The 21,854-nt window shown below is 35.0% G+C and carries 20 protein-coding genes; 9 read left to right on the forward strand and 11 right to left on the reverse strand.

The window, feature by feature from the left end; genetic code table 11:
- Window positions 1–28 precede the first annotated feature (28 nt).
- From mraY to mraZ, 6 genes are all read right to left on the reverse strand, one after another.
- Window positions 29–1,261 (reverse strand): phospho-N-acetylmuramoyl-pentapeptide-transferase, encoded by a 1,233-nt coding sequence (gene mraY / locus FHP04_RS07325; RefSeq protein WP_139855441.1) that lies wholly within the window; start codon window positions 1,259–1,261, stop codon window positions 29–31.
- Window positions 1,262–1,265: 4 nt separating this feature from the next.
- Window positions 1,266–2,729, reverse strand: a complete 1,464-nt coding sequence (locus tag FHP04_RS07330; protein ID WP_139855442.1) for a UDP-N-acetylmuramoyl-L-alanyl-D-glutamate--2,6-diaminopimelate ligase — start codon at window positions 2,727–2,729, stop codon at window positions 1,266–1,268.
- Window positions 2,726–4,726 (reverse strand): penicillin-binding protein, encoded by a 2,001-nt coding sequence (locus FHP04_RS07335; RefSeq protein WP_139855443.1) that lies wholly within the window; start codon window positions 4,724–4,726, stop codon window positions 2,726–2,728. Before FHP04_RS07335 ends, FHP04_RS07330 begins: the two co-directional genes overlap by 4 nt.
- Before the next feature lie 42 nt (window positions 4,727–4,768).
- Window positions 4,769–5,089 (reverse strand): FtsL-like putative cell division protein, encoded by a 321-nt coding sequence (locus FHP04_RS07340; protein WP_139855444.1) that lies wholly within the window; start codon window positions 5,087–5,089, stop codon window positions 4,769–4,771.
- Window positions 5,090–5,171: 82 nt separating this feature from the next.
- Window positions 5,172–6,068, reverse strand: coding sequence for a 16S rRNA (cytosine(1402)-N(4))-methyltransferase RsmH (rsmH, locus tag FHP04_RS07345; RefSeq protein WP_139855486.1), 897 nt, complete (start codon window positions 6,066–6,068; stop codon window positions 5,172–5,174).
- Window positions 6,055–6,528: a division/cell wall cluster transcriptional repressor MraZ gene (gene mraZ / locus FHP04_RS07350; RefSeq protein ID WP_139855445.1), complete on the reverse strand. Its 474-nt coding sequence runs from the start codon at window positions 6,526–6,528 to the stop codon at window positions 6,055–6,057. The genes rsmH and mraZ overlap by 14 nt, the downstream gene beginning before the upstream one ends.
- 203 nt (window positions 6,529–6,731) lie before the next feature.
- Here mraZ and FHP04_RS07355 point away from each other — a divergent pair, with 203 nt between their 5' ends.
- The 5 genes from FHP04_RS07355 (at window position 6,732) to FHP04_RS07375 (ending at window position 10,545) form a co-directional block, all read left to right on the forward strand.
- Entirely contained in the window at window positions 6,732–7,496 is a 765-nt protein-coding gene (locus FHP04_RS07355; RefSeq protein WP_139855446.1) for an alpha/beta fold hydrolase, read from the forward strand.
- A 54-nt stretch (window positions 7,497–7,550) separates the two neighbouring features.
- The gene (yihA, locus tag FHP04_RS07360; protein WP_139855447.1) at window positions 7,551–8,162 is read left to right on the forward strand and encodes a ribosome biogenesis GTP-binding protein YihA/YsxC; all 612 of its coding nucleotides are present in this window, start codon (window positions 7,551–7,553) and stop codon (window positions 8,160–8,162) included.
- A 154-nt stretch (window positions 8,163–8,316) separates the two neighbouring features.
- Complete coding sequence (locus tag FHP04_RS07365) at window positions 8,317–9,111, forward strand: DUF547 domain-containing protein (RefSeq protein ID WP_139855448.1); 795 nt, start codon at window positions 8,317–8,319, stop codon at window positions 9,109–9,111.
- Window positions 9,112–9,274: 163 nt separating this feature from the next.
- Window positions 9,275–10,018 carry a TIGR04283 family arsenosugar biosynthesis glycosyltransferase gene (locus tag FHP04_RS07370; RefSeq protein ID WP_139855449.1) on the forward strand — a complete coding sequence of 248 codons (744 nt, stop codon included), beginning with the start codon at window positions 9,275–9,277 and terminating at the stop codon, window positions 10,016–10,018.
- A gap of 92 nt (window positions 10,019–10,110) precedes the next feature.
- Window positions 10,111–10,545 (forward strand): hemerythrin domain-containing protein, encoded by a 435-nt coding sequence (locus tag FHP04_RS07375; RefSeq protein WP_139855450.1) that lies wholly within the window; start codon window positions 10,111–10,113, stop codon window positions 10,543–10,545.
- A gap of 82 nt (window positions 10,546–10,627) precedes the next feature.
- Here the strand turns inward: FHP04_RS07375 and FHP04_RS07380 are convergent, their stop codons facing one another.
- Window positions 10,628–12,229, reverse strand: coding sequence for a DUF4139 domain-containing protein (locus FHP04_RS07380; RefSeq protein WP_139855451.1), 1,602 nt, complete (start codon window positions 12,227–12,229; stop codon window positions 10,628–10,630).
- A gap of 70 nt (window positions 12,230–12,299) precedes the next feature.
- The gene (locus FHP04_RS07385) at window positions 12,300–13,346 is read right to left on the reverse strand and encodes a glycoside hydrolase family 113 (protein WP_139855452.1); all 1,047 of its coding nucleotides are present in this window, start codon (window positions 13,344–13,346) and stop codon (window positions 12,300–12,302) included.
- Between the two features lie 128 nt (window positions 13,347–13,474).
- On the opposite strand from FHP04_RS07385, the gene FHP04_RS07390 reads away from it, so the two are divergent.
- The 4 genes from FHP04_RS07390 to FHP04_RS07405 all read left to right on the forward strand — a co-directional run bounded on the left by FHP04_RS07390 (window position 13,475) and on the right by FHP04_RS07405 (window position 18,665).
- Window positions 13,475–14,782, forward strand: a complete 1,308-nt coding sequence (locus FHP04_RS07390; RefSeq protein WP_139855453.1) for an NAD(P)/FAD-dependent oxidoreductase — start codon at window positions 13,475–13,477, stop codon at window positions 14,780–14,782.
- A 7-nt stretch (window positions 14,783–14,789) separates the two neighbouring features.
- On the forward strand, window positions 14,790–16,376 hold the full coding sequence (locus FHP04_RS07395) for a 4Fe-4S binding protein (RefSeq protein WP_139855454.1): 1,587 nt from the start codon (window positions 14,790–14,792) through the stop codon (window positions 16,374–16,376).
- Between the two features lie 100 nt (window positions 16,377–16,476).
- Entirely contained in the window at window positions 16,477–17,178 is a 702-nt protein-coding gene (locus FHP04_RS07400) for a glycosyltransferase family 2 protein (protein WP_139855455.1), read from the forward strand.
- On the forward strand, window positions 17,175–18,665 hold the full coding sequence (locus FHP04_RS07405; RefSeq protein WP_139855456.1) for a cellulose synthase family protein: 1,491 nt from the start codon (window positions 17,175–17,177) through the stop codon (window positions 18,663–18,665). Before FHP04_RS07400 ends, FHP04_RS07405 begins: the two co-directional genes overlap by 4 nt.
- Before the next feature lie 82 nt (window positions 18,666–18,747).
- Here FHP04_RS07405 and FHP04_RS07410 read toward each other — a convergent pair whose 3' ends face one another.
- The 3 genes from FHP04_RS07410 to FHP04_RS07420 all read right to left on the reverse strand — a co-directional run bounded on the left by FHP04_RS07410 (window position 18,748) and on the right by FHP04_RS07420 (window position 21,803).
- Entirely contained in the window at window positions 18,748–20,109 is a 1,362-nt protein-coding gene (locus FHP04_RS07410) for a UDP-N-acetylmuramate--L-alanine ligase (RefSeq protein WP_139855457.1), read from the reverse strand.
- 84 nt (window positions 20,110–20,193) lie between these two features.
- Window positions 20,194–21,222: a tetratricopeptide repeat protein gene (locus FHP04_RS07415; RefSeq protein WP_246051401.1), complete on the reverse strand. Its 1,029-nt coding sequence runs from the start codon at window positions 21,220–21,222 to the stop codon at window positions 20,194–20,196.
- Window positions 21,223–21,281: 59 nt separating this feature from the next.
- Window positions 21,282–21,803, reverse strand: a complete 522-nt coding sequence (locus FHP04_RS07420) for a DUF4136 domain-containing protein (RefSeq protein WP_139855458.1) — start codon at window positions 21,801–21,803, stop codon at window positions 21,282–21,284.
- Window positions 21,804–21,854 lie beyond the last annotated feature (51 nt).

Raw genomic sequence — 21,854 nt, forward strand, 5'->3', positions numbered from 1 at the left:
TTTCGTTAAAACGTGAAACTTCACATCTCTATCGAATTTTTAGCGTGACGATGGTTATTATCGCCAAGAATATTCCTACAATCCAAAATCGTGTTACAATTTTGCTTTCATGAAATCCTTTTATTTGATAATGGTGATGCAATGGCGACATTCTAAAAATGCGTCGACCCTCACCATATTTTTTCTTTGTGTATTTAAACCAACCTACCTGCATTACTACAGAAAGATTTTCCATTAGAAAAATTCCGCAGAGGATTGGGATTAACAACTCCTTTCTTACTGCAATTGCTATAACTGCTATAATTCCTCCAATAGTTAAACTACCAGTATCTCCCATAAATACTTGTGCAGGATAGGTGTTATACCATAAAAACCCAATAAGAGCACCAACAAAGGCAGTGATAAATATGGTCATCTCTCCCGTATTTGGGATATACATTATGTTGAGATAGTCGGAGAAAATAACGTTACCCGAAACCCAGGCAAACAATGCTAGTGTCACCCCTATTATCGCTGAAGTTCCCGCAGCAAGTCCATCTATTCCATCGGTTAAATTTGCGCCATTTGAAACTGCAGTAATTATAAAAATCACAATCGGTATAAATATCAACCACACATAGCTTTTGTAGCCCTCTCCTGCCCAACTAATTAAAGTGGCATAATCGAATTCATTTTCTTTTACAAAAGGGATAGTAGTTAACATCGACTTATCCTTTACATAAAACTGGTCTACTGGTCCTTTGGCTATAATTTCGGTTTGAGCACCTGGTGTTGTAGTGTTGTGCTGCACAACGATGTCTGGATGAAAGTACATTGTAACCCCTACAAAAAGCCCTAATCCAACCTGACCAATTACCTTGAACCTCCCTGGTAACCCTTCTTTATCATTTTTAAATTTTTTGATATAATCGTCAATAAACCCAATTACTCCCATCCAAAGTGTGGTAACAATCAAGAGGATTACATAAATATTTTCAAGTTTTGCAAATAGTAAAACAGGGATTAATGTTGCTAGAATTATTATTATTCCGCCCATCGTTGGCGTTCCTGCTTTTTCATTTTGACCTTCTAAACCTAGATCGCGGATGGACTCCCCAACTTGTTTTCTTCTTAGATAGCTAATGATCTTTTTTCCATAAACGGTTGCAATAAACAGCGATAAAATAACTGCTAAACTTGCTCGGAAGGTAATGAAGTTAAATAACCCCGCTCCTGGCAAATCGTATGTTTTGTCTAAGTATTCAAAGAGATAATAGAGCATTAGATTATTTATTTAATAGCGTTAAAACTTCTTTTACAATTTTAAAATCATCAAAATCAAAACGTTCACCATTAATCTCCTGGTAAGTTTCATGACCTTTTCCAGCAATTAAAATAATGTCGTTATCATTAGCCATTTGGCAAGCCGCTTTTATGGCTTCTTTTCTATTTGTTATAGAAATTGTTTTTTTATAATGTTCAGCAGGTACTCCTGCTTCAACTTGTTCAATAATTCTATCTGGATTTTCAGTACGAGGATTATCACTAGTAAAAACCACTTTTGTGCTTAACGTAGCGGCTATTTTCCCCATTACTGGACGCTTGGATGTATCGCGATCGCCGCCACATCCTACAACGGTTATCACTTCTTCATTTCCTGTACGAATACTATTTATTGTTTCTAATACATTCTTTAAAGCATCAGGAGTGTGCGCATAATCTACGATTGCGGTTATCTTCTTTTCTGAAATTAAATATTGAAATCTCCCATCTACACTGTCTAGAGTGCTAATTAATTGAAGGGTTTCAAGCTCTTTTAATCCTAATAACTGGGCCGTGCCGTAAATTGCAAGTAGGTTATACACATTAAAGCCTCCTATCAACTTCACCCATAATTCTTGATTGTTGATTTTAATAAGTTGACCAGAAAATTGACTTTCTAAGATTTGCGCTTTAAAGTCTGCAAATGTTTTTAAAGCGTAGGTTTGTTTCTTTGCTTTAGTATTCTGAAGCATAACTGCCCCATTTTTATCGTCAGCATTCACCAAAGCAAAAGCAGTGTTTGGTAAATTATCGAAAAACGACTTTTTTACATCGCGATATTCTGCAAAATCTTTGTGGTAATCTAGATGGTCGTGAGATAGGTTTGTGTAAACACCACCAGCAAATTTTAAAGCCTCTGTTCGTTTTTGGTGAATACCATGTGAACTCACTTCCATAAAACAGAACTCTACACCTGCATCAACCATTTTACGTAAATAACTATTTATCGTGATTGAATCTGGGGTTGTATGTGAGGTTTTATGCTCGGTATCCCCTACCATTATATTCACAGTTGAAATCAACCCAACTTCCATCCCAGCTTTTTTGAAAAGCTTGTATAAGAGTGTAGAAATTGTTGTTTTCCCATTGGTTCCCGTAATCCCAACCAGTTTTAAGTCTTCTGATGGGTTCCCATAGAAGTTCGCTGCCATAATTGCTAAGGCTTTATGCGAATCGGCCACCTGAACATAGGTAATTCCATTTACAATGTTTTCAGGTAGTGTTTCACATATAATCGCCAAAGCTCCTTGATCTGCAGCTTTTTTTATGAATTGATGCCCGTCAGAAACAGTTCCTTTTATGGCTACAAAAACATCGTTCAACGATACCTTTCTAGAATCAAATTCTAGATTACTAACAGCCACAGAAGTACTTCCAACGACACTTTCGATGGTTACTTTATATAATATGTCCTTTAAAAGAATCACGATAATTTTAAGGTTATTAATTTGCCCTTTTCTAGGGTTTCTCCTGATTTTATGGATTGACTCGTAACCGAACCGTTACCCACAACTTGCACTCTAAGCCCAAGATTTTCTAGTATAGAAACCGCATCCATCCCCGCCATTCCAGTAACATTTGGAATAGTTTTGTGTGACTTTTGAAGCTTAGCATAATATTTTTCGAAATCTTGTTCCATTTCTGGATCTGGTGTTTCTATATTTTTTACATCATCTATGTTTCTAGATTCAGTAAATATTTTTTGAGCAATTCTTTTAAAAACAGGCCCAGAAACATCAGCTCCGTAAAATCCCTTTTTAATACTCGGCTTGTGAATTATCACTATACACGAGTACTTCGGGTTTTCAACAGGGAAAAATCCAGCGAATGATGAAATATATCGAGGATTGCTATTCCAGTCTTTGTGCCAATATTCCGTACGTGCAGTTCCGGTTTTACCCGCCATTGAAAAATCTGGAGAGTACAATGATCTACCAGTACCACGCTCGACGGTATTTTTCATAATCTCCTTAATTTCATTCAAGGTCTTATCTGAACAAATTTTAGGATTAATGATTTTTGTATCGTAAGTAGTTACTTTTTCATTCCATGCACGAACCTCTTTGATAAAACGTGGTTTTACCATAACTCCATTATTAGCGATAGCATTATAAAAAGTTAAGGTCTGCAAAGGAGTTATTTCAAGATTATACCCATAGGCTATAGAAGGAAGCGCGTTCCTACTCCATTTCTTATCCCCTGGTTCCGGAATCATAGGCTCACCTTCCCCTTTAATAGCCACACCTGTTTTTTCATTTAGGTGCCAGCTCTTTAAGCGGTTTATAAATTTGTTTGGGTTCTTTGAATACCCTTCATCAATAATTGTAGCCAATCCTATATTGGAAGAAACCTCAAGAGTTCTAGCTGCAGAAATTTCACCATACCCGCCTCTTTTAGAGTCGTGAACAGGCTTGCCGTAAAATACTTTTCTACCATTTCCGGTGTCGACTACAGTACTTGTATCAACAACTTTGTCTTCCAAAGCTGCCATCAATGCCATTACTTTAAAAGTTGAGCCCGGTTCGTGAGATTCGCCAACAGCGTAGTTCAGTTTTTCGTAATAAGTACCATTAGATGCCACACCCAAGTTTGAGACAGCTTTAATCTCTCCAGTAGCCACCTCCATCACTATTACTGTTCCGTGGTCAGCCTGATAGTGCTCTAATTGCTTTAACAAAGCGTGATGTGCAATGTCTTGAATATTCACATTAATAGTAGATACAATATCGTAGCCGTCTTGTGGTTCTATTTCGTTTTCGTCAAAAATTGGCTTCCACTGACCTTTGGAGATTTTTTGTTTTAGTCTATGGCCTTCTTTTCCTGTAAGTAAATCGTTGAATGCTCCTTCAAGACCAACAGCATAATAACCTGGGCGATTATAAGCTTCATTACCTACAGTACGCTGGGCTATTTTTCCTATTGGATGCTCACGAACCGTACGTTGCTCTACTATAATCCCACCTCTATTTGGTCCTTTATTAAAAAGAGGTAGATTTCTCACCTTAATATAATCAGAATACCCAAGGTTTTTTACTACAGATACGTACCTGTTTTTATTAGCTTTAGCCTTTCTAAACTTGTTTTGATAATAAGAAACTGGTTTCCCAAACATTTTACTAAGACCTTCAGAAAGCGGCTTAATATTTTCATTAAAATCCTTATCTTCTGGAGCTAAAGCGTCAAACCGTATATCGTATTTGGGAACTGAAGTAGCTAACAAACTACCATCATCAGCATACACATTTCCTCTATTAGCAGGTATTATAAAATTTTTGGTAGTATTTTGTTTAGCGAGTTCACGATACTCATCTCCATCAACAAATTGAATATTTATCAACTTGATGCTTATGGCAAAAGCAAACAACAACATACACCCTGCAACGATGTATAGTCTGTTTAATATGTTTCTTTCGTCAAATGCCATTTTTTCTCTATCAGTATTCTTTTTTAATGTTTTATAGTATTCTTACTCCTCTTCACTAACAATTCTTATACGTTTAGGAGGAGTTGTTGAAGGCTGCAAGCCTTGATCTTCCATTGCAGCAATTATTTTACTTTCCATTCTAGTTTGCATCAACTGCATTCGCACATCTACATACTCGCTTTTCAACTCTTTTACCTGTGCATTTAAACCTGATATTTCGTGCACTTTTTTGTCTGCGTTATGTGAAGATGCAATCATTATCAGAGCTAAAAGAGAAAGAAATATGATGAAGCGCCAATTCTTTAACGCCTCGTCACTTACCAAGAATTTCCCTTTTACTATGTTATAAAAGCTTTCCTTCAAAACTTACGATTAGAGATTTATTAATTATCGAAATACCTGCTTCTACTTCCTTTTAACCCAAAATTTATTGAACCACGTCTTCTTACAACTTCTCAGCAATACGAAGTTTTGCACTTCTAGCTCTATTGTTCATTTTTATCTCCTCCTTGGTAGGAACGATAAATTTTCCAACGGCTTTAAATGGAACTTCAAAATTTCCAAACACATCTTTTTCAGGCTCACCCTCAAACAATCCATTACGGATATACCTTTTAACCAACCTATCTTCCAAAGAATGGTAACTTATTAAGCTTATACGCCCACCGGGCTTTAAAACCTCGTTGGTCTGTAATAAAAACTCCTTAAGAGCTTTTAATTCTTGATTCACTTCTATTCTAATAGCTTGATAAATCTGTGCTAGAATTTTATTTTCTTTATGTGCTGGCAAAAACCTACTCAGCACTTTTTTAAGCTGCTCGCTTGTTTTAATTTTTTCTTCTTCCCTAGCCGCAACTATCACTCTTGCCATTGCTGGTGCACTTCTTAACTCACCATAGTTTGCAAGCACATCTCGCAATTGCTCCTCTTCATATTTATTAACAACTGTATAAGCCGAGAAATTTGTTTCGCGATTCATTCGCATATCCAAATCCGCTTCAAAACGAGTTGAAAAACCTCTTTCTGCAACATCAAACTGATGTGAAGAAACCCCAAAGTCTCCAAGTATTCCATCTACTGTTCGAAATCCGTGAAACCGTAAAAATTTCTTTAGAAATCGAAAATTCTGATTTATCAACAAAAACCGCTCATCATCAATCGCATTAACCAAAGCATCTTTATCTTGATCAAATCCAATCAGCTTTCCCTCTGGCCCTAACCTGCTTAATATTTCACGAGAATGTCCGCCACCACCGAAAGTAACATCAACATAAACCCCGTCTGGCTTAATATTTAAACCATCCACAGTTTCCTTCAATAAGACTGGATTATGATAGTCCATTTTCTTCTTCAAAATTTTTACCCATTACTTCTTCGGCTAAATCAGCAAAATCTTCTGGCGAAACAGAAATAGATTCCTCGTACTTGTCTTTATCCCAAATTTCTAATTTCTCTATCGCTGAAGAAACAACCAATTCTTTATCTATTCCCGCAAAAGACATCAAGTCCCTCGGTATTAACAATCTACCTGCAGCATCAAGCTCTACCACCTTAACTCCTGCTGTAAACATTCTAATAAAATCGTTGTTTTTCCTTGTAAACCGGTTAAGCTTACTCATCTTCTTCATCATCTCCTCCCATTCTTTCATAGGATATAATTCCAAACACGGTTGAAAAACCGCTCTTTTAATCACAAACCCTTCTTGCACCACCGAAGCCAACTGCTTTTTAAGCGGCGCAGGCACCATGACACGTCCTTTTGCGTCTGCCTTACATTCGTATGAGCCTATTATATTGAGCATTACAGAAAATTCCTGTTTGTGATTTGTAGATTCAAATATATATATATTTTACCACTTTTTACCACATTATACCACATTGTTAATAAATTTTACCACATTGATGTCATTGCTTCACCAACATTTGAAAACAAAGGCTAATTTTAAGTAGAGTGTATGAAAAATTTTTGTTTACTTTTGTTTCTAATAAATTGCACCAACCAAGTATGACTAACAACTTAAAGAAAGAAGGAAAATTTTCATATTTAGAAATAGGTGAAGGGACGCCAATCATAATACTTCATGGCCTTATGGGTGGATTAAGCAATTTTGATGGAGTTGCAAATTTCTTTCCTCCGAAGGGTTACAAAATTCTTATTCCCGAATTACCCATTTACAAAATGACCTTATTGCGAACAAATGTGAAAACTTTCGCCAAGTATGTTGGTGATTTTATAGACCATTTAGGTTACGGTGAAGTTATTTTACTTGGAAACTCCTTAGGCGGGCACATAGGCTTGCTTTGCACCAAATTATATCCTGAAAAAGTTAAGGCCTTAGTTATCACTGGAAGTTCCGGTTTATACGAAAGTGCCATGGGAGAAAGTTACCCAAAACGCGGGGATTACGAGTACATAAAGAAAAAAGCTGAAAACGTATTTTATGATCCAGCGGTAGCAACAAAAGAAATTGTTGACGATGTATTTGAAACCGTAAACGACAGAAATAAGTTAATTAGAACTCTTGCCATTGCCAAAAGTGCCATTAGACACAATATGGCAAAGGATTTACCGAAAATGCATACTCCTACCTGTATTATTTGGGGAAGAAATGACAATGTTACACCTCCTGAGGTTGCTATTGAATTTGACGAACTTCTTCCAGATTCGGAACTTTTTTGGATAGATAAATGTGGGCACGCTGCTATGATGGAACACCCTGATGAGTTTAATGAAATACTTTACGCTTGGTTACAAAAACGTAAATTTTAATTGTTCCTAGTTTTATAAAAACTTATTTCTCTATAAAATCCTAAATAAAAATAAATGCACATTAAATCGGCAGAATTTGTAATGAGCAATAGCGATGTGGACAAATGTCCAAAAGATCGCTTGCCTGAATATGCATTTATTGGGCGAAGTAATGTTGGTAAGTCTTCTCTTATCAATATGTTGATGCTTCGTAAAAATTTAGCAAAAACCTCTGGACGACCAGGAAAGACTCAGCTTATCAACCACTTTTTAGTTAATAAAAATTGGTATTTAGTCGATTTACCTGGATACGGGTATGCGCGAGTTTCGAAAAGCAGCAAAAAAACATTTCAAAAATTTATTACTGATTATTTTGCTAAAAGAGAGCAAATGATTCTCGCATTTGTACTTGTAGACTGCCGTCACGAACCTCAACCTATCGATTTAGAGTTCATGACTTGGCTAGGCGAGAATGGTATTCCTTTCAATATTATTTTTACAAAAGCAGACAAATTAAAACCAATGGCATTGGAACGCAACCTAAAAGCATATACAGACAAAATGCTGGAAACTTGGGTAGAAATGCCAAAGTACTTTGTGACCTCAGCCAGTAGTTCAGTAGGAAGAGATGAGCTTTTAAATTATATAGATGAATTAAATTCAAATATAAATCGCACTGAATTTTAATCATCTTTACTTGAGGTAAAACTTCTCGTTAAAAAAGAATCTCACAGTTTATTCAACTTTTAATTGGAATAACCTCCACATCTCCATAACTTCGTTTATATTGGAACAGATTTTTGCTTTAATCTGAATCATTACCACAAATAAACCTAAGATTATGAAGAACTTACCCAGCCTTACCACAATTCTTTTTCTTCTATTTTCTTTTAAAAGCTGCGCTACATTTTCATCGGTAGGATTAGATAATCACTATATCATGGATGGAAATTCTAATTTAACATCAACAGACAATTCTACGATAAAAATTAACCACAACACTTGGAATGCACTTCTCAAAAAACACGTACAAAACAACGGATTAGTCGATTACAAAGGGTTTATAAAGGATGAAGCTAAATTAAACGACTACTTAAGAATGCTTTCTCTTAATCAACCTAATAGCACTTGGAGTAAACCTAAAATATTAGCCTATTACATTAACCTGTACAACGCTGCCACTGTTAAACTTATAATTGAAAATTATCCTGTAAAAAGCATTAAAGACATAAGTCGTCCTTGGTCTAAAAACAGAGTTTTAATAGGGAATGAAAAGATTTCCCTAAACAATATTGAACATGGAATTCTGCGAAAGATGAACGAGCCTAGAATTCATTTCGCGTTAAATTGTGCTTCTATCTCCTGCCCTAAACTTCTAAATGAAGCTTTTACTGCAGATAAAATAGAACAGCAGCTAGAACGAGTTACAAATGAATTCATCAACAGTAAAGAAAATAACATTTCGATTTCTGAAGCTATGATTTCATCTATATTTAAATGGTACAAAAAGGATTTCTTAGTTAACGAGAAGAAAGATTTAATTGGTTTTATAAACCAATATTCGAAAGTCAAGATAAATTCAAATACGACAATTACATATTTGGATTACAACTGGAATTTGAATGAAACAATCTGAAATAACTAATAAGCCATTTTATTCCGAGTTGGTATAATCACTTCAAATAGTTCAGGTTTACGAAGCTATTATTAGCAATCATCAGAAAACTATCCTAGTGGCTTTTTCATCCATAATATTCGACATTTAGTAATTTGTATATTCCCATAAATAAATCAGCATAATGCTTTCCATTATAATCCCGGTATTAAATGAAGATCAAATCATCGAAAAGTTACTTTTTCATTTAAAGGAAAATAGTTCAGGTGAAAATGATATTGAAGTAATAATAGTAGATGGTGGAAGCACGGATAATACTAGGGATTTAATTAAAGACTTCAGCAAACAAACCTCGACCCCTGAGAAGTCTCAAAACGTAAAAAAAAGAATTTCCTTTCAGCTTTTTACTTCAGAAAAAGGACGGGCTAAACAAATGAATTATGGGGCAAAACAAGCTTCTTCCGAATCCCTTTACTTTCTCCACGCCGATTCTTTCCCGCCAAAAAATTATGATACGTTTATTTTATCTGAAATAAATAAAGGCAATATTGCTGGATGTTTTAGACTGAAGTTTGACAGTAATCATTGGTGGTTAAAACTTGCTGGATGGTTAACGAGATTTAAATGGAAGGGATGCAGAGGCGGAGATCAAAGCCTTTTTATTTCTAAAAAACTTTTTAATGAAATCGGTGGATTTGATGAGAGCTATATTATTTACGAAGACAATGTTTTAATTAACGAACTATACAAAAGAAAGTCTTTCATTGTTATTCCACATTCCCTAACAACCTCTGCTAGACGTTATAAAGAATTTGGAATTTGGCGTTTGCAATATCATTTTTGGGCAATTCATTTAAAGAAATGGTTAGGTGCAAATGCAGATGGATTATATGCATACTATTCAAAAAATATTTCCAAGACACAATAACACACCATTAGGTAAATATCAGAAATACTGCAGTTTAGTTTAATATCGCATTATTTTTTTCGATATTGTAGTAAATTTTAAAGATAAACTATATGAATATTTTTGAGGCAATTAGAAAAGATCACGATATACAACGCGAACTTTGTCGCTTGGTTACTTCAACCTCTGGCGATTCAAAAGAGAGAAAGCAAAAGTGGCAAGAGTTAAAACACGAATTGCAAATTCACGCAGATGCTGAAGAACGGACTTTTTACGCACCGTTAATTCACAATGATATGATGCAAGAGCACGCACGTCATGGAATTGCTGAGCACCACGAAATGGATGAACTTATTGAAAAAATTGACGATACCGATATGGATTCACCTGCATGGCTAGTTTACGCCAAACAACTATGTGAAAAAGTTGAACATCATCTAGAAGATGAAGAACACAGCTTCTTTCAATTAGCAGGAAAAGTGTTTACCGAATCTCAAAAAACAGATATCGCAAAAGATTATTTAAAGCAAATGAAAGAGAACAGGTAAATTCAATAATTTGATGTTCTAGAACTCCCGCTAACATAAATCAAACCTAACAAGTTTTAAAAACCTGTTAGGTTATTTTGTTTTACATTCCAGATATCACCTTATCCTTAGGAAGTTTTACAGAATAAGAAAATTTCAACTTCTTAGTTTCTCCAGCTTTTAAGTTTAAACTCCAAGTAAGCTCTCCTCTATCGGTATTCACATCTGCATTAGAAGTATCAACAAGCTTGATTTCTATATCTTTTTCAGTTGATAGCGGGAACTGTTCTTTTACATCAATTTTCACCGATTCACTACGAGTGTTTTTAACAGAAATCTCATAAGTATAAACTCGTTTTTGAGAATTGCCAAAGAAAGAAGTACTCCCTTCCTCATTCACTCTTTCACGCTTTGTAACAATACGTTCGTCTCTCCCTAAACTTAAGGTTAATTTTTCTTCAGTTGAATTGGGATTAATATATGAGCTACCAGCAAAATTATTATCGATAATCAAATTCGCACTGCCTGGCAAAAGGTTAAGCTTACTCCAATTTGAAATTTTTGCAATTAAGAAAGCTGTTTCGTCCAATCGAGGTGCAGTAAGATAGGAGTATTCTGCAGGCAAGTCATATTTCTTTAATCTAACTGCCTGTGGTTTTTGATTCGAATAAATATCATAAGGTGTATTTATTACAAATGAAGTTGACAGTTGATTCTCCTCAACTACTGCCATCTCATTTCTAGTGGCTCCATCTTCCATTACTTCCACTTGTACACCAGCAATTTTACCTTGTAGTCTCTGAGGGAGCGGAGCAGCAGGTTGATAAAAACCTACCCACCACGGATTTAATTGTGGCGCATTGTTATTGCGTTTCGGATTTCCACTTGAAAAAGCCAATTTCACTTGCTTCCAATCAATTCCTGTAGCTTGTGAAACATTAGCGTTGTATACTAACTGTACAGGCTCATTTAGGTTATCTACTCTTACTTCATAAAAAGGTGTCCAAGACACATTATTCGTAAAATAATGGATGTCAAAATTTGTTTTCACAGCTCTATTAGAATTCAATCGAACAACTAATTGCCCTGCATTTTGTCCATTACCACCAGCTTCTTGTAACTGATTATTTAACTTATTAACTATCTTTTGTTGTTCTGCTTCTTTACTTTTCAAGTCCAAAATATTTGCAGAAAGGGTTTTATATTCTTCTCTGTAATATTTTATCATTGTAGCCATACTCGTCGGGGACACTCCATTTTGCCCACCAAACTTTCTATTTTCTTCCAATAATGCTAAAGTGCTTTCCTCACCTTTTCGGGAAGTTATTATTTCGTCTAAAGTGTTTTTAGCTTTGTCGTATTTACGCTTTACCTCTAAATATTGAGCGCTTTGATTTTCCCCTTTTACCAAATAATCTCTTTCAAAAGATACCGAAAGAATTGTTATTTGGCTATTATCACTTGTAATACGAATACTATTGGGATCAACATTTTGTGCAATCTGACTAATTACAAGTTCAGAACTTCCATTAGGCACAGAAAATTGACTAATTGTATGATGCATACTTGCTCCACGCCCATATATTGTTACATCTTCTAAAGAAGCTGTAGTTTCTAATGTGTTTTGTGCAAACCCTATTTGTGTTGTTATCGTCAAAACAAGAAATACTATTGGGAGTGGAAAAAGTTGTATAAGAGTTTTCATAAGCAATTTGTTTTTTATCGATATATCCAATATTTGTGCCGAGCTCGAATAACCTTAAAATTATTCCTAATTATTTGGAGTAGTATTTTTTCACCACAGTTTCGGCCGACTTGTTTTGAGGGGTAAATTGACTATCATTTTCACCACCTACTTTATCGTGTGCGATAAACCATTTCCAAAGAAAACCTCCTGCAAACCAATTTTCATCCCAAATAGATTGGTATAGCCCTTCTAATAAATTAGATTGAGCTTGAAAATTCACCGAATTCATAGACCTATCACTTTTCCAAGGTTCTTTTCCACTATAATCTACACTTCGATACCCATATTCTGTAAAAAGAATTTTTTTACCTTTTTCCTCTGAAAGGGCTTTCAACTCAATTTGCCATTTCTCAAAACCCGATTTTATTTCAGCAATAGTTGGAGTCTGACTATTAGAAACAGGGAAATACGCATCAACCCCAATATAGCCTAAAACATCCCAAAAAGGAACTCTTTTATATTCGTCCCAATTGGCTGCATAAGTAAGTTTTCCACTATAAACTACGCGAACTTCTGTAACTAATTCACGCCAGTAATCGGGCCTGTGAATTATAAAGTTTTCCAATTCGGTACCAATACAGAATATTTCAACATCTTTCCGTTCAGCTAATCGAGCATAATCTAATATGAAGTTTTTATAGGAGCTTTCTAAACTCAACCAATCTTCTTCAGAGTTCATCTTAATTCCACCCGTGAATTCTCCCCGCCAAACCCATATTTGGGGCTTTATCATTACCTTAATACCATTCTTCTGAAGTGTATTTACATATTGCTCAACACCAATTATAGTTTCTCCAAACCATTGCCTTTCTGAATTATATATTAACTCTGGATGTTCAACATTCTTGATAAATCCAAAAGGCATAATTGCAGCGTAATTAGCATTGATACTTAATAAAGGTTCGATATTTTTTTGTTTAACCGAATCGCTAGAAGACACCAAGCTTACTCCATTAATTTTTGTTATATTTTCTATTTTCGACTCTTCGTGTTTTGCTAAATCTTTCTTTTGCACACAACTAACAAACTGTGTAAAAAGCATAATGTAAATTAAAAAAGTGTATCGTTTTATCATAGTATCTTCTGTAGCCTATGAAATTAAGTTAATAATTCAAAAACTAAAAAATAAATCTACACTTTTAAATATGCTCTAATTGTAATTGTGTAGTTTTATAAATAATCGAATAAGATTATAATCAAACTATGGAGCACGTTGTTATTATAGGTAATGGAATAGCAGGAATCACTGCTGCTAGGCATATTCGAAAGCTTTCAGACAAAAAGATAACTATACTATCTGCAGAAACAGAGTATTTCTTTTCTCGCACGGCATTGATGTATGTGTATATGGGGCATATGCGATGTCAAGACATAGAGCCTTACGAAAGTTGGTTTTGGGAAAAAAATCGATTAGAACTCAAAAAAGCCTATGTAGAAAGAGTAGATACAGACAACAAAACTTTATTCTTTAAAGAAGGTGGTTCTATTAGTTACGACAAATTAATTATAGCTAGTGGATCTGTTACAAATACCTTTGGTTGGGAGGGTTTAGATTTAAATGGTGTTCAAGGTTTAGTAAACAAGCAAGACTTAGAAACTTTAGAAAAAAATGCTCCCAATAATAAGGCATGTCCTCACGCAGTGATAATTGGCGGTGGATTAATTGGTGTTGAATTGGCCGAAATGCTTCGCACTAGGGATATAAAAGTTACAATGCTAGTTCGAGAGGAAGGCTTTTGGGCAAATGTGCTTCCATTGCCAGAAGCAGAAATGATTTCACAACATATAATCTCACATGGTGTAAACCTAAAACACCTCAGCAATCTCGAAAAAATTATTGGTGATGCAGATGGAAATGTTAAGGCTGTAATCACAAAAGAAGGGGAAGAAATCCCTTGTTCTATTGTGGGAATAACCACTGGAGTAAAACCTAATATTTCGTTTTTGAAAAATTCAAAAATTGAAACTGACAGGGGTATTTTAGTCAACAGAAAATTAGAAACAAACATTAAAGATGTTTACGCTATAGGAGATTGTGCTCAACAACGAGAACCCATTGGTCTTCGACCTGCAATTGAAGCGGTTTGGTATACAGGTAGAATGATGGGAGAAGCTCTTGCTCAAACTATTTGTGGTAATCATTTTGAATACAACCCGGGAAATTGGTTTAACAGTGCTAAATTTTTCGACATAGAGTATCAAACTTACGGATGGGTATTTTCAGAAGAAAGACGAAAGGATTACGAGGAGCAGTTTCACTGGAAATGCAGAAGCAATTTACGAGCTGTAACTGTATCTTATCATAAAGAAACTCGAGAATTTTTAGGAATAAATACTTTTGGAATTAGAATGCGACACGAAGTTTTTGATAGGTGGTTAAATGAAAAACGCGGTGTTGAATATGTTATAAAAAATCTTAGCCAGGCTAATTTTGATCCCGAATTTTTCAGTAGATATGAAAAAGAAATTGCGAATGAATTTTCATCAATTACCCAATTAGCTACATCTTAATAAAATTATGAGTACAGTTCAAAGAAATATGTCCCTTACAGGAGAACCGCCAAAAACCATAAACGGTCAACAAAAAATCGCATCTGCTATTGGGTTGATTGGCTTATTGATTTTGGCATTAGCTCTTTTTAATGTGGATTTTCCCAATAAATCGGTTTGGCTAACAGCTTCCCTAACTGCAATTGGAGGAGGAACTATTTGGTTTTCTATTGCGGCGTATAGCAATAAGCACGAAGGCATAAAAAACGACGGTATATATTTTAAGTCGTTAACCTCAAAAGGTTTTTGGGGATGGATTTTAGGGATTTCCCTAACTTTATTCTATGTATTACTCTATTGGTTTCCACAATATCTAGGATATGTGCAAGGTGGAGATAACAAAGGTGTTGTTGCTCTTTTTGATCCATTAAGCAAATTTTTAAATGGTGGACCTGCAAGCCAATGGTTTCTATATGGCACACTTTATACCTTGGCAATTTTAGCCTTCGGAATAAAATTTATTTTAAAATACAGACATAATAAATACGAAAAGTTAAGAACATACTCTGTAATGTTTTTTCAGTTAGGGTTTGCCTTTATTATACCTGAATTAATGCAACGCCTAAATAGCGAAACCTTTTCATTACCGTATTACGACTTAAAGAATATTTGGCCTCTAAACCACTATAACTTCGAACAATATAGAGTTGATGATTTTATTTCTGCAGGTAATATCGGAATTGGACTATTAATATTTGGTATTGCTTCCATATTTATAATCACTCCTATCCTAACGTATAAATACGGAAAGCGTTGGTATTGTTCATGGGTTTGTGGTTGTGGTGGTCTTGCTGAAACCGCTGGAGATCCTTTCCGTCATTTAAGTGATAAAACGCAGGTGGCTTGGAAAGTTGAAAGATGGGTAATTCACAGTGTATTAGTTTTTGTAGTATTAATGACCACAGCAGTTGTGCACTCTTATTTAGGTGACGATACTTCCAAATATTGGCTTACAAAAGATGTTTTCCTCATAAGTGTCGGTGTATTTTTAACCTTGGTTTTTACAGGGGTTTGGGTTTTTAAAAGAGAAGAAATTCAAAAAGACGCTCGCATTGGGTCTATAGCATACTTTGTAATTATCATCACCTTGATAGCCCTGCATTTCACGACTGGAAAAACTTTATTCCTTTTTGATGCTGAAACGCTGCGTTCAACTTATGGATTTCTTATTGGTGCTGTTTTTAGCGGGGTAATTGGCGTTGGCTTCTACCCTATTTTTGGCAGTCGAGTTTGGTGTCGCTTTGGTTGTCCTATGGCAGCGATATTAGGATTTCAACAACGTTTATTTTCAAGATTTAGAATTACTACCAATGGAGGCCAATGTATTAGTTGCGGAAATTGTTCTACATATTGCGAAATGGGAATAGACGTTCGCGCTTATGCCCAAAAAGGAGAAAACATTGTTCGCTCTAGCTGTGTAGGCTGTGGAATATGTTCGGCTGTTTGCCCTCGTGGTGTTTTAAAACTTGAAAACGGACCATTAGAAAAAAGAATTAATCCTAATGAAATACTACTAGGAAATGATTTAGACCTAATGAACTATGTAAACAAATAATCCATATTTAGTCTTAGATTCCTACTAGGTTTGTATCCACATTCAAGTGATTGTCAGATATTTTTCTGAAATTCGCAATTTTAAAATTCTAAAGCATTTAATGTCCAACAACATCAAAGTAATTATTCCGGCCTTCAATGAAGAAGACGCTATTGCTAAAGTAATTGCGGAAATTCCAGAAATTGTTTCAGAAGTAGTTGTTGTAAATAATAATTCTACAGACAATACTGCAAAAGTTGCTGAGGACTCAGGCGCCACAGTATTACTAGAACCAAAAGCGGGATATGGTTATGCATGCTTAAAAGGAATGGAATATATTGCTAATCTAGAAAAAGCTAAACAACCAGATATTATCGTTTTTCTAGATGGTGACTATAGCGATTACCCTTCAGAATTAACTAGAATTGTAGCACCTATTATCGAAGATGATGTAGATTTTGTTGTAGGCGCTAGAGTAAAAGAACTTATGGAAAATGGTTCTATGACCTTACCTCAACGCTTCGGAAATGCTCTTGCAACCAGGCTTATGAAGCTTTTCTTCAATTCAACTTTTACAGATTTAGGGCCCTTTAGGGCTATTAAATACGATAAGTTACTAGCTTTGCAAATGGAGGATAAAACCTACGGATGGACAGTTGAAATGCAACTTAAAGCATTGAAAAAGAAGTACACTTATGTTGAAATCCCTGTTAAATATAGAAATCGAATAGGTGTCTCAAAAGTTTCAGGTACGGTAAAAGGTGCTATATTTGCAGGCGTAAAAATTCTAACCTGGATTTTTAAATACAGTTTCAAAAAATGATTCTTGAATCAATAATCATTGCAATATATTCCATTGCCCTTCTCCTCATTTTCATGTACGCGTTGGCGCAACTTAACTTGCTATTCAATTATCTTAACGCAAGAAAAAAACATAAAGAATCTCCTACGTTCAATTTTTCAAACGCCGAGGAAATCCCTTTTGTAACCATTCAGCTTCCAGTTTATAATGAGCTGTATGTTATGAAACGCCTACTAGACAATATTGCTCTTATAGACTATCCTCCCGACAAATTAGAGATTCAAGTTTTAGACGATAGTACAGATGAATCTTTTGAAACAACCGCCAAACACATTCTCGAACTAAAAAAAACAGGTCTCAATATTCAGCATATTTCTCGCGAAAATAGAGTTGGATTTAAAGCTGGAGCGTTGAAAGAAGGTTTAAATATTGCAAAAGGTGAGTATATAGCCATATTTGATGCAGATTTTCTTCCACAAAAAGATTGGTTAAAAAAGACAATCCCTTACTTTAAAGATCCTGAAATTGGCGTGGTTCAAACTCGCTGGGGACATATAAATCGAGATTATTCTATTCTTACTCGTGTTCAGGCTTTTGCTTTAGATGCACACTTTACTCTTGAGCAAGTAGGCAGAAACAGTAAAGGTCACTTTATCAACTTTAATGGTACCGCTGGTGTTTGGCGAAAAGAATGTATTCTTGATGCGGGAAATTGGGAAGGTGATACACTAACTGAAGATTTAGACCTTAGCTACCGCGCACAACTAAAAAAATGGAAATTTAAATATCTGGAAGATGTAGAAACACCTGCCGAGCTTCCCGTAGTAATTAGTGCTGCACGTTCGCAACAATTCAGGTGGAATAAAGGAGGGGCTGAAAACTTCCAAAAAATGGCTAAGCGAGTTTTAAAGAGTGATAACATTTCAAATAAAACAAAAGTTCACAGTTTATTGCATTTGCTAAATAGCACTATGTTTTTAAACATTTTGATAGTTGCTATCTTAAGCATTCCGATGCTTTACATTAAGAATGAGTACGAGCATCTAAAGGTATATTTCTATGTAATGAGCTTTTTTGTAATAAGCACCATCATATTTTTTGTGTGTTACTGGTTTACTTTTAAAAGCATTTATGGCGGTGGATTTAAGCGATTTTTGAAGTACACAGCGATGTTTTTTACTTTTTTCTCAATAGCCATGGGCTTTTCCGCACATAATTCTATCGCTGTTTTAGAAGGACATTTCGGTAAAAAAAGTGACTTTATTCGAACACCAAAATTCAATATTAGCAATTTGAAAGAGGGATGGAAGGGAAATAAATATATTGCTAAAAATATATCTCCAAATGTAATTATTGAAGGTGTATTAATGATCTATTTCGCCTTTGGAATGTACAGTGCTTTTATTGTAGGAGACCAGGGCGGCGACTTCGGACTTTTCCCTTTTCACCTAATGCTATTTCTAGGATTCGGATTTGTATTTTTTAAATCATTAACATCGAAGGCATAAGGTATAAACGTATATCGGAAAGAAATTGGACTTAAAACTTTCACTATCACGAAAAGTCCTAAGTCCTACATCTTATCTTTTATTAAATTTTTTCTACATACCCCTTAACCTCCTGAAAATCCAAACCGCCATAATTCCCACTACTCATTAAGAGTAAGCTTGTGTTCTCGTAATCCTGAGAGAAAAGATAAGTCTTGAAATCCGCCGGATTTGTGAAAACGACTAAATCCTTACGATCGAAAGCCCCTTCAATCTGTTCCCTTTTTATTGCCTCCAACTTTTTTATCATTACAGCGTGAGGTGAATAGAAAACTACCGCACTATCTGCTGCATCTAGCGCTCCTTTATATTCCTTTAAAAACTCTGGATTAAGACTACTATAGGTGTGTAATTCTAAACAAGCAATCAATTTTCTATCTGGGTATTGATTTTTTACTGCTTGAGTTGTAGCCTTTACCTTGCTAGGGGAATGCGCATAATCTTTGTAAGCAACAGCAGTAGCTGTTTCAGCTATCTTTTCTAAACGCTTGCTTGCGCCTTTAAATGTCGCAATGGCTTCGTAAAAGCCTTTTGCATCTATTCCCATTAATTGACAAACGCCTCTTGCGCCTGCTAAGTTGTTTAAATTGTGCTTTCCAAAGATTTCAACAGCCAACGAGCCTTCTGATGTATTTAGAATTGTTGTTCCGCCTTGAACCTTATAATCAGGTGTTTTATAAGGATATTTCTTAATTGTATTAATTGTCGCTTCAACTACGCGTTTTACCTCGGCATCTTCTTCATTGTAAACTATAGCGCCGTCTGCTGTGATTTCATTTAAAAATATTTCAAACTGCTCTACATAGTTTTCGTAAGTTGGAAATACATTGATGTGGTCCCAAGCAATTCCACTTAACAGGGCTATATTCGGTTTGTAAAGGTGAAACTTTGGTCTTCGATCTATAGGTGAAGAGAGATATTCATCTCCTTCTATTACCATAAATTCATTATCATGAGTGATTTTAACCATAGTGTCAAACCCCTCTAATTGCGCTCCAACCATATAATCAACATCTTTTTCGTGGTAATTCATCACGTGTAAAATCATAGAAGTAATCGTGGTTTTACCGTGAGAGCCTCCAATTACAACACGTGTTTTATTCTTAGATTGTTCGTATAAAAACTCCGGATAACTGAAGATTTTTAATCCGAGTTCCTTTGCCTTTAAAAGCTCAGGGTTATCTGCTTTAGCGTGCATTCCGAGGATTACAGCGTCTATATCTGAAGTTATCTTTTCTGGAAACCAACCTACATTTTCTGGCAACAATCCTTTCGCTTTCAATCTACTTTTTGAAGGTTCGAAAATTTCATCATCACTTCCAGTTACGTTTTCTCCTTTTTGATTTAATGCCAATGCTAAATTGTGCATTGCACTACCGCCAATGGCTATAAAGTGTATTCTCATACTTAAGTTGAATAATTTATGAGTTTAAAGTTTAAGTGTAAAGATACTTTTTCTAATTCTGAATTCTTAATTCACAATTCAGAATTATAGTGCGAGAATGATTGATTTCTCTTTAAGAGCCTCTTTAAAATCTACTTGTACTAGCAATGCTTTATTTATCCAAGTAAGTGCAATTTCCTTTTCCCGTAGGTTTTTATAAATCTGAGCCAATCGATAGTAAGCCCATTTCTTAGATATATTATCTTTTATTGAATGATTAGCTAAAAACTCACTTAAAGAATCTATTCCAATTTGTGAATCAAGATTATACTGCGCCGAAATCTCTCCTATTCGGTAATTTAAATGATTGTGTTTATGTATTCGTATAGAGGTAGAAGCAATTTCTATAGCTTTTTGGGGATAATCATTTTTTTCATATAGATTTATAAGTTTTTCATAGGTATGAGGTGATCCTCCTACTTCAATTGCCTTTTTATAATTGTATTCTGCATCCTCAATCTTTTTATAAAATTCAGCAATATGCCCCAAAGCTAGGTAGCCATCCACTTTTGAAATCGCTTCTAACTCACTTGCATAAGAAATGGCTTTTTTCTCACTTCCACCAAAGAAAACTGGCAATTGTATATAAAGTTCTATCAACGCCCAACGCGCTTCTATATGTTGCCGGTTTAATTCAATAGCACGTTCAAGATGATATTTTATTTCTGATAGATATGTTACCGCCCGAAGCCGACTAACAGTCATTGCTTTCATTCCTAAAGCACCACCGTATTTAAAATGATAATTAGCGTTGGATTCATCATCTGCTACCAAATCTTTATAATAAGAAAGTGCTGTATCCCACTCCTTACTATAACCAGCTATATCTCCTAAGTATTCTCGAGTTTTTATATGACTAGGATGTAATTTTAGATATTCTTCAAAAATAGGCTTTGCCTTGATGAAATTTTCTTGTTTGAAATATTCTTCAGCCTGTTTGTAATTGGTTTGGGCGTTTATAAATACAGGAAATAATATAAAGAAAATGAAAAACAGTAAAAACATCCGTCCCCTTACTTCCCCTCCCCTCACATTTAAGAATTTATAACTTTTATTATAATTTAAAATTTGCAATTTGTACTTTCTTCTTGGAATTTGGAATTTGGAATTTGGAATTTGGGAGTTAGGATTTGTTATTTTTTAGAAGGTGGATATTTCCTCAAAATTTTCTGAATAACCGATAAGTAGTAGGCTTCTTTTCCCTCTGGCTTTGACCTCTCTTTCATTTCACCCTCTGCAACAGCTTGCCACACCAAGTCATCTTTAACAACATCAATAAAGTCCATTGTAAGTCTTTGGTTTACTACTTTTCCGCCAATAGGAATTCCACCACTTACGCCTACACCAACATTACGTCCGCTACCGCCAACGCCAATACCGATAGTATTTCGTGAATTCGAAATGTTTTCACGCGCATAAAAATTAATGTACAATTGAGGCGTTTCACTTTTCACGAATCCTCGTTGATGCATAAGACTATCCGTAATCTGAATAATACGTTTATCATCCAATTCATTTAGACCTGAGTCTATTGTAGGGAAGTAATTATAGGAAGTGTATTTTGTGAAGTCTGCCTGCTTATCATAATCTACCGCTACAGAAGCTCCACAAGAAGTTAAAACTGTTGTGACTAAAAGTATCCAGAAGTATTTCATTGCGTTTTCTTTTCAATAAAAATACGCAAAAAAGAAAGTTTGTGATTCGCT

Source organism: Aequorivita sinensis (genome assembly GCF_006346335.1).
Classification (GTDB): domain Bacteria; phylum Bacteroidota; class Bacteroidia; order Flavobacteriales; family Flavobacteriaceae; genus Aequorivita; species Aequorivita sinensis.

Excerpts from the sequence above, each read along its gene's own strand:
- FHP04_RS07370 (WP_139855449.1), top strand. The coding sequence starts at position 9,275 with ATGCTTTCCATTATAATCCCGGTATTAAATGAAGATCAAATCATCGAA.
- FHP04_RS07420 (WP_139855458.1), bottom strand. The coding sequence starts at position 21,803 with ATGAAATACTTCTGGATACTTTTAGTCACAACAGTTTTAACTTCTTGT.
- FHP04_RS07365 (WP_139855448.1), top strand. The coding sequence starts at position 8,317 with ATGAAGAACTTACCCAGCCTTACCACAATTCTTTTTCTTCTATTTTCT.
- FHP04_RS07390 (WP_139855453.1), top strand. The coding sequence starts at position 13,475 with ATGGAGCACGTTGTTATTATAGGTAATGGAATAGCAGGAATCACTGCT.
- FHP04_RS07405 (WP_139855456.1), top strand. The coding sequence starts at position 17,175 with ATGATTCTTGAATCAATAATCATTGCAATATATTCCATTGCCCTTCTC.
- FHP04_RS07375 (WP_139855450.1), top strand. The coding sequence starts at position 10,111 with ATGAATATTTTTGAGGCAATTAGAAAAGATCACGATATACAACGCGAA.
- yihA (WP_139855447.1), top strand. The coding sequence starts at position 7,551 with ATGCACATTAAATCGGCAGAATTTGTAATGAGCAATAGCGATGTGGAC.
- FHP04_RS07355 (WP_139855446.1), top strand. The coding sequence starts at position 6,732 with ATGACTAACAACTTAAAGAAAGAAGGAAAATTTTCATATTTAGAAATA.
- FHP04_RS07400 (WP_139855455.1), top strand. The coding sequence starts at position 16,477 with ATGTCCAACAACATCAAAGTAATTATTCCGGCCTTCAATGAAGAAGAC.
- FHP04_RS07395 (WP_139855454.1), top strand. The coding sequence starts at position 14,790 with ATGAGTACAGTTCAAAGAAATATGTCCCTTACAGGAGAACCGCCAAAA.
- FHP04_RS07380 (WP_139855451.1), bottom strand. The coding sequence starts at position 12,229 with ATGAAAACTCTTATACAACTTTTTCCACTCCCAATAGTATTTCTTGTT.
- FHP04_RS07335 (WP_139855443.1), bottom strand. The coding sequence starts at position 4,726 with ATGGCATTTGACGAAAGAAACATATTAAACAGACTATACATCGTTGCA.
- mraZ (WP_139855445.1), bottom strand. The coding sequence starts at position 6,528 with ATGCTCAATATAATAGGCTCATACGAATGTAAGGCAGACGCAAAAGGA.
- mraY (WP_139855441.1), bottom strand. The coding sequence starts at position 1,261 with ATGCTCTATTATCTCTTTGAATACTTAGACAAAACATACGATTTGCCA.
- rsmH (WP_139855486.1), bottom strand. The coding sequence starts at position 6,068 with ATGGACTATCATAATCCAGTCTTATTGAAGGAAACTGTGGATGGTTTA.
- FHP04_RS07385 (WP_139855452.1), bottom strand. The coding sequence starts at position 13,346 with ATGATAAAACGATACACTTTTTTAATTTACATTATGCTTTTTACACAG.
- FHP04_RS07410 (WP_139855457.1), bottom strand. The coding sequence starts at position 20,109 with ATGAGAATACACTTTATAGCCATTGGCGGTAGTGCAATGCACAATTTA.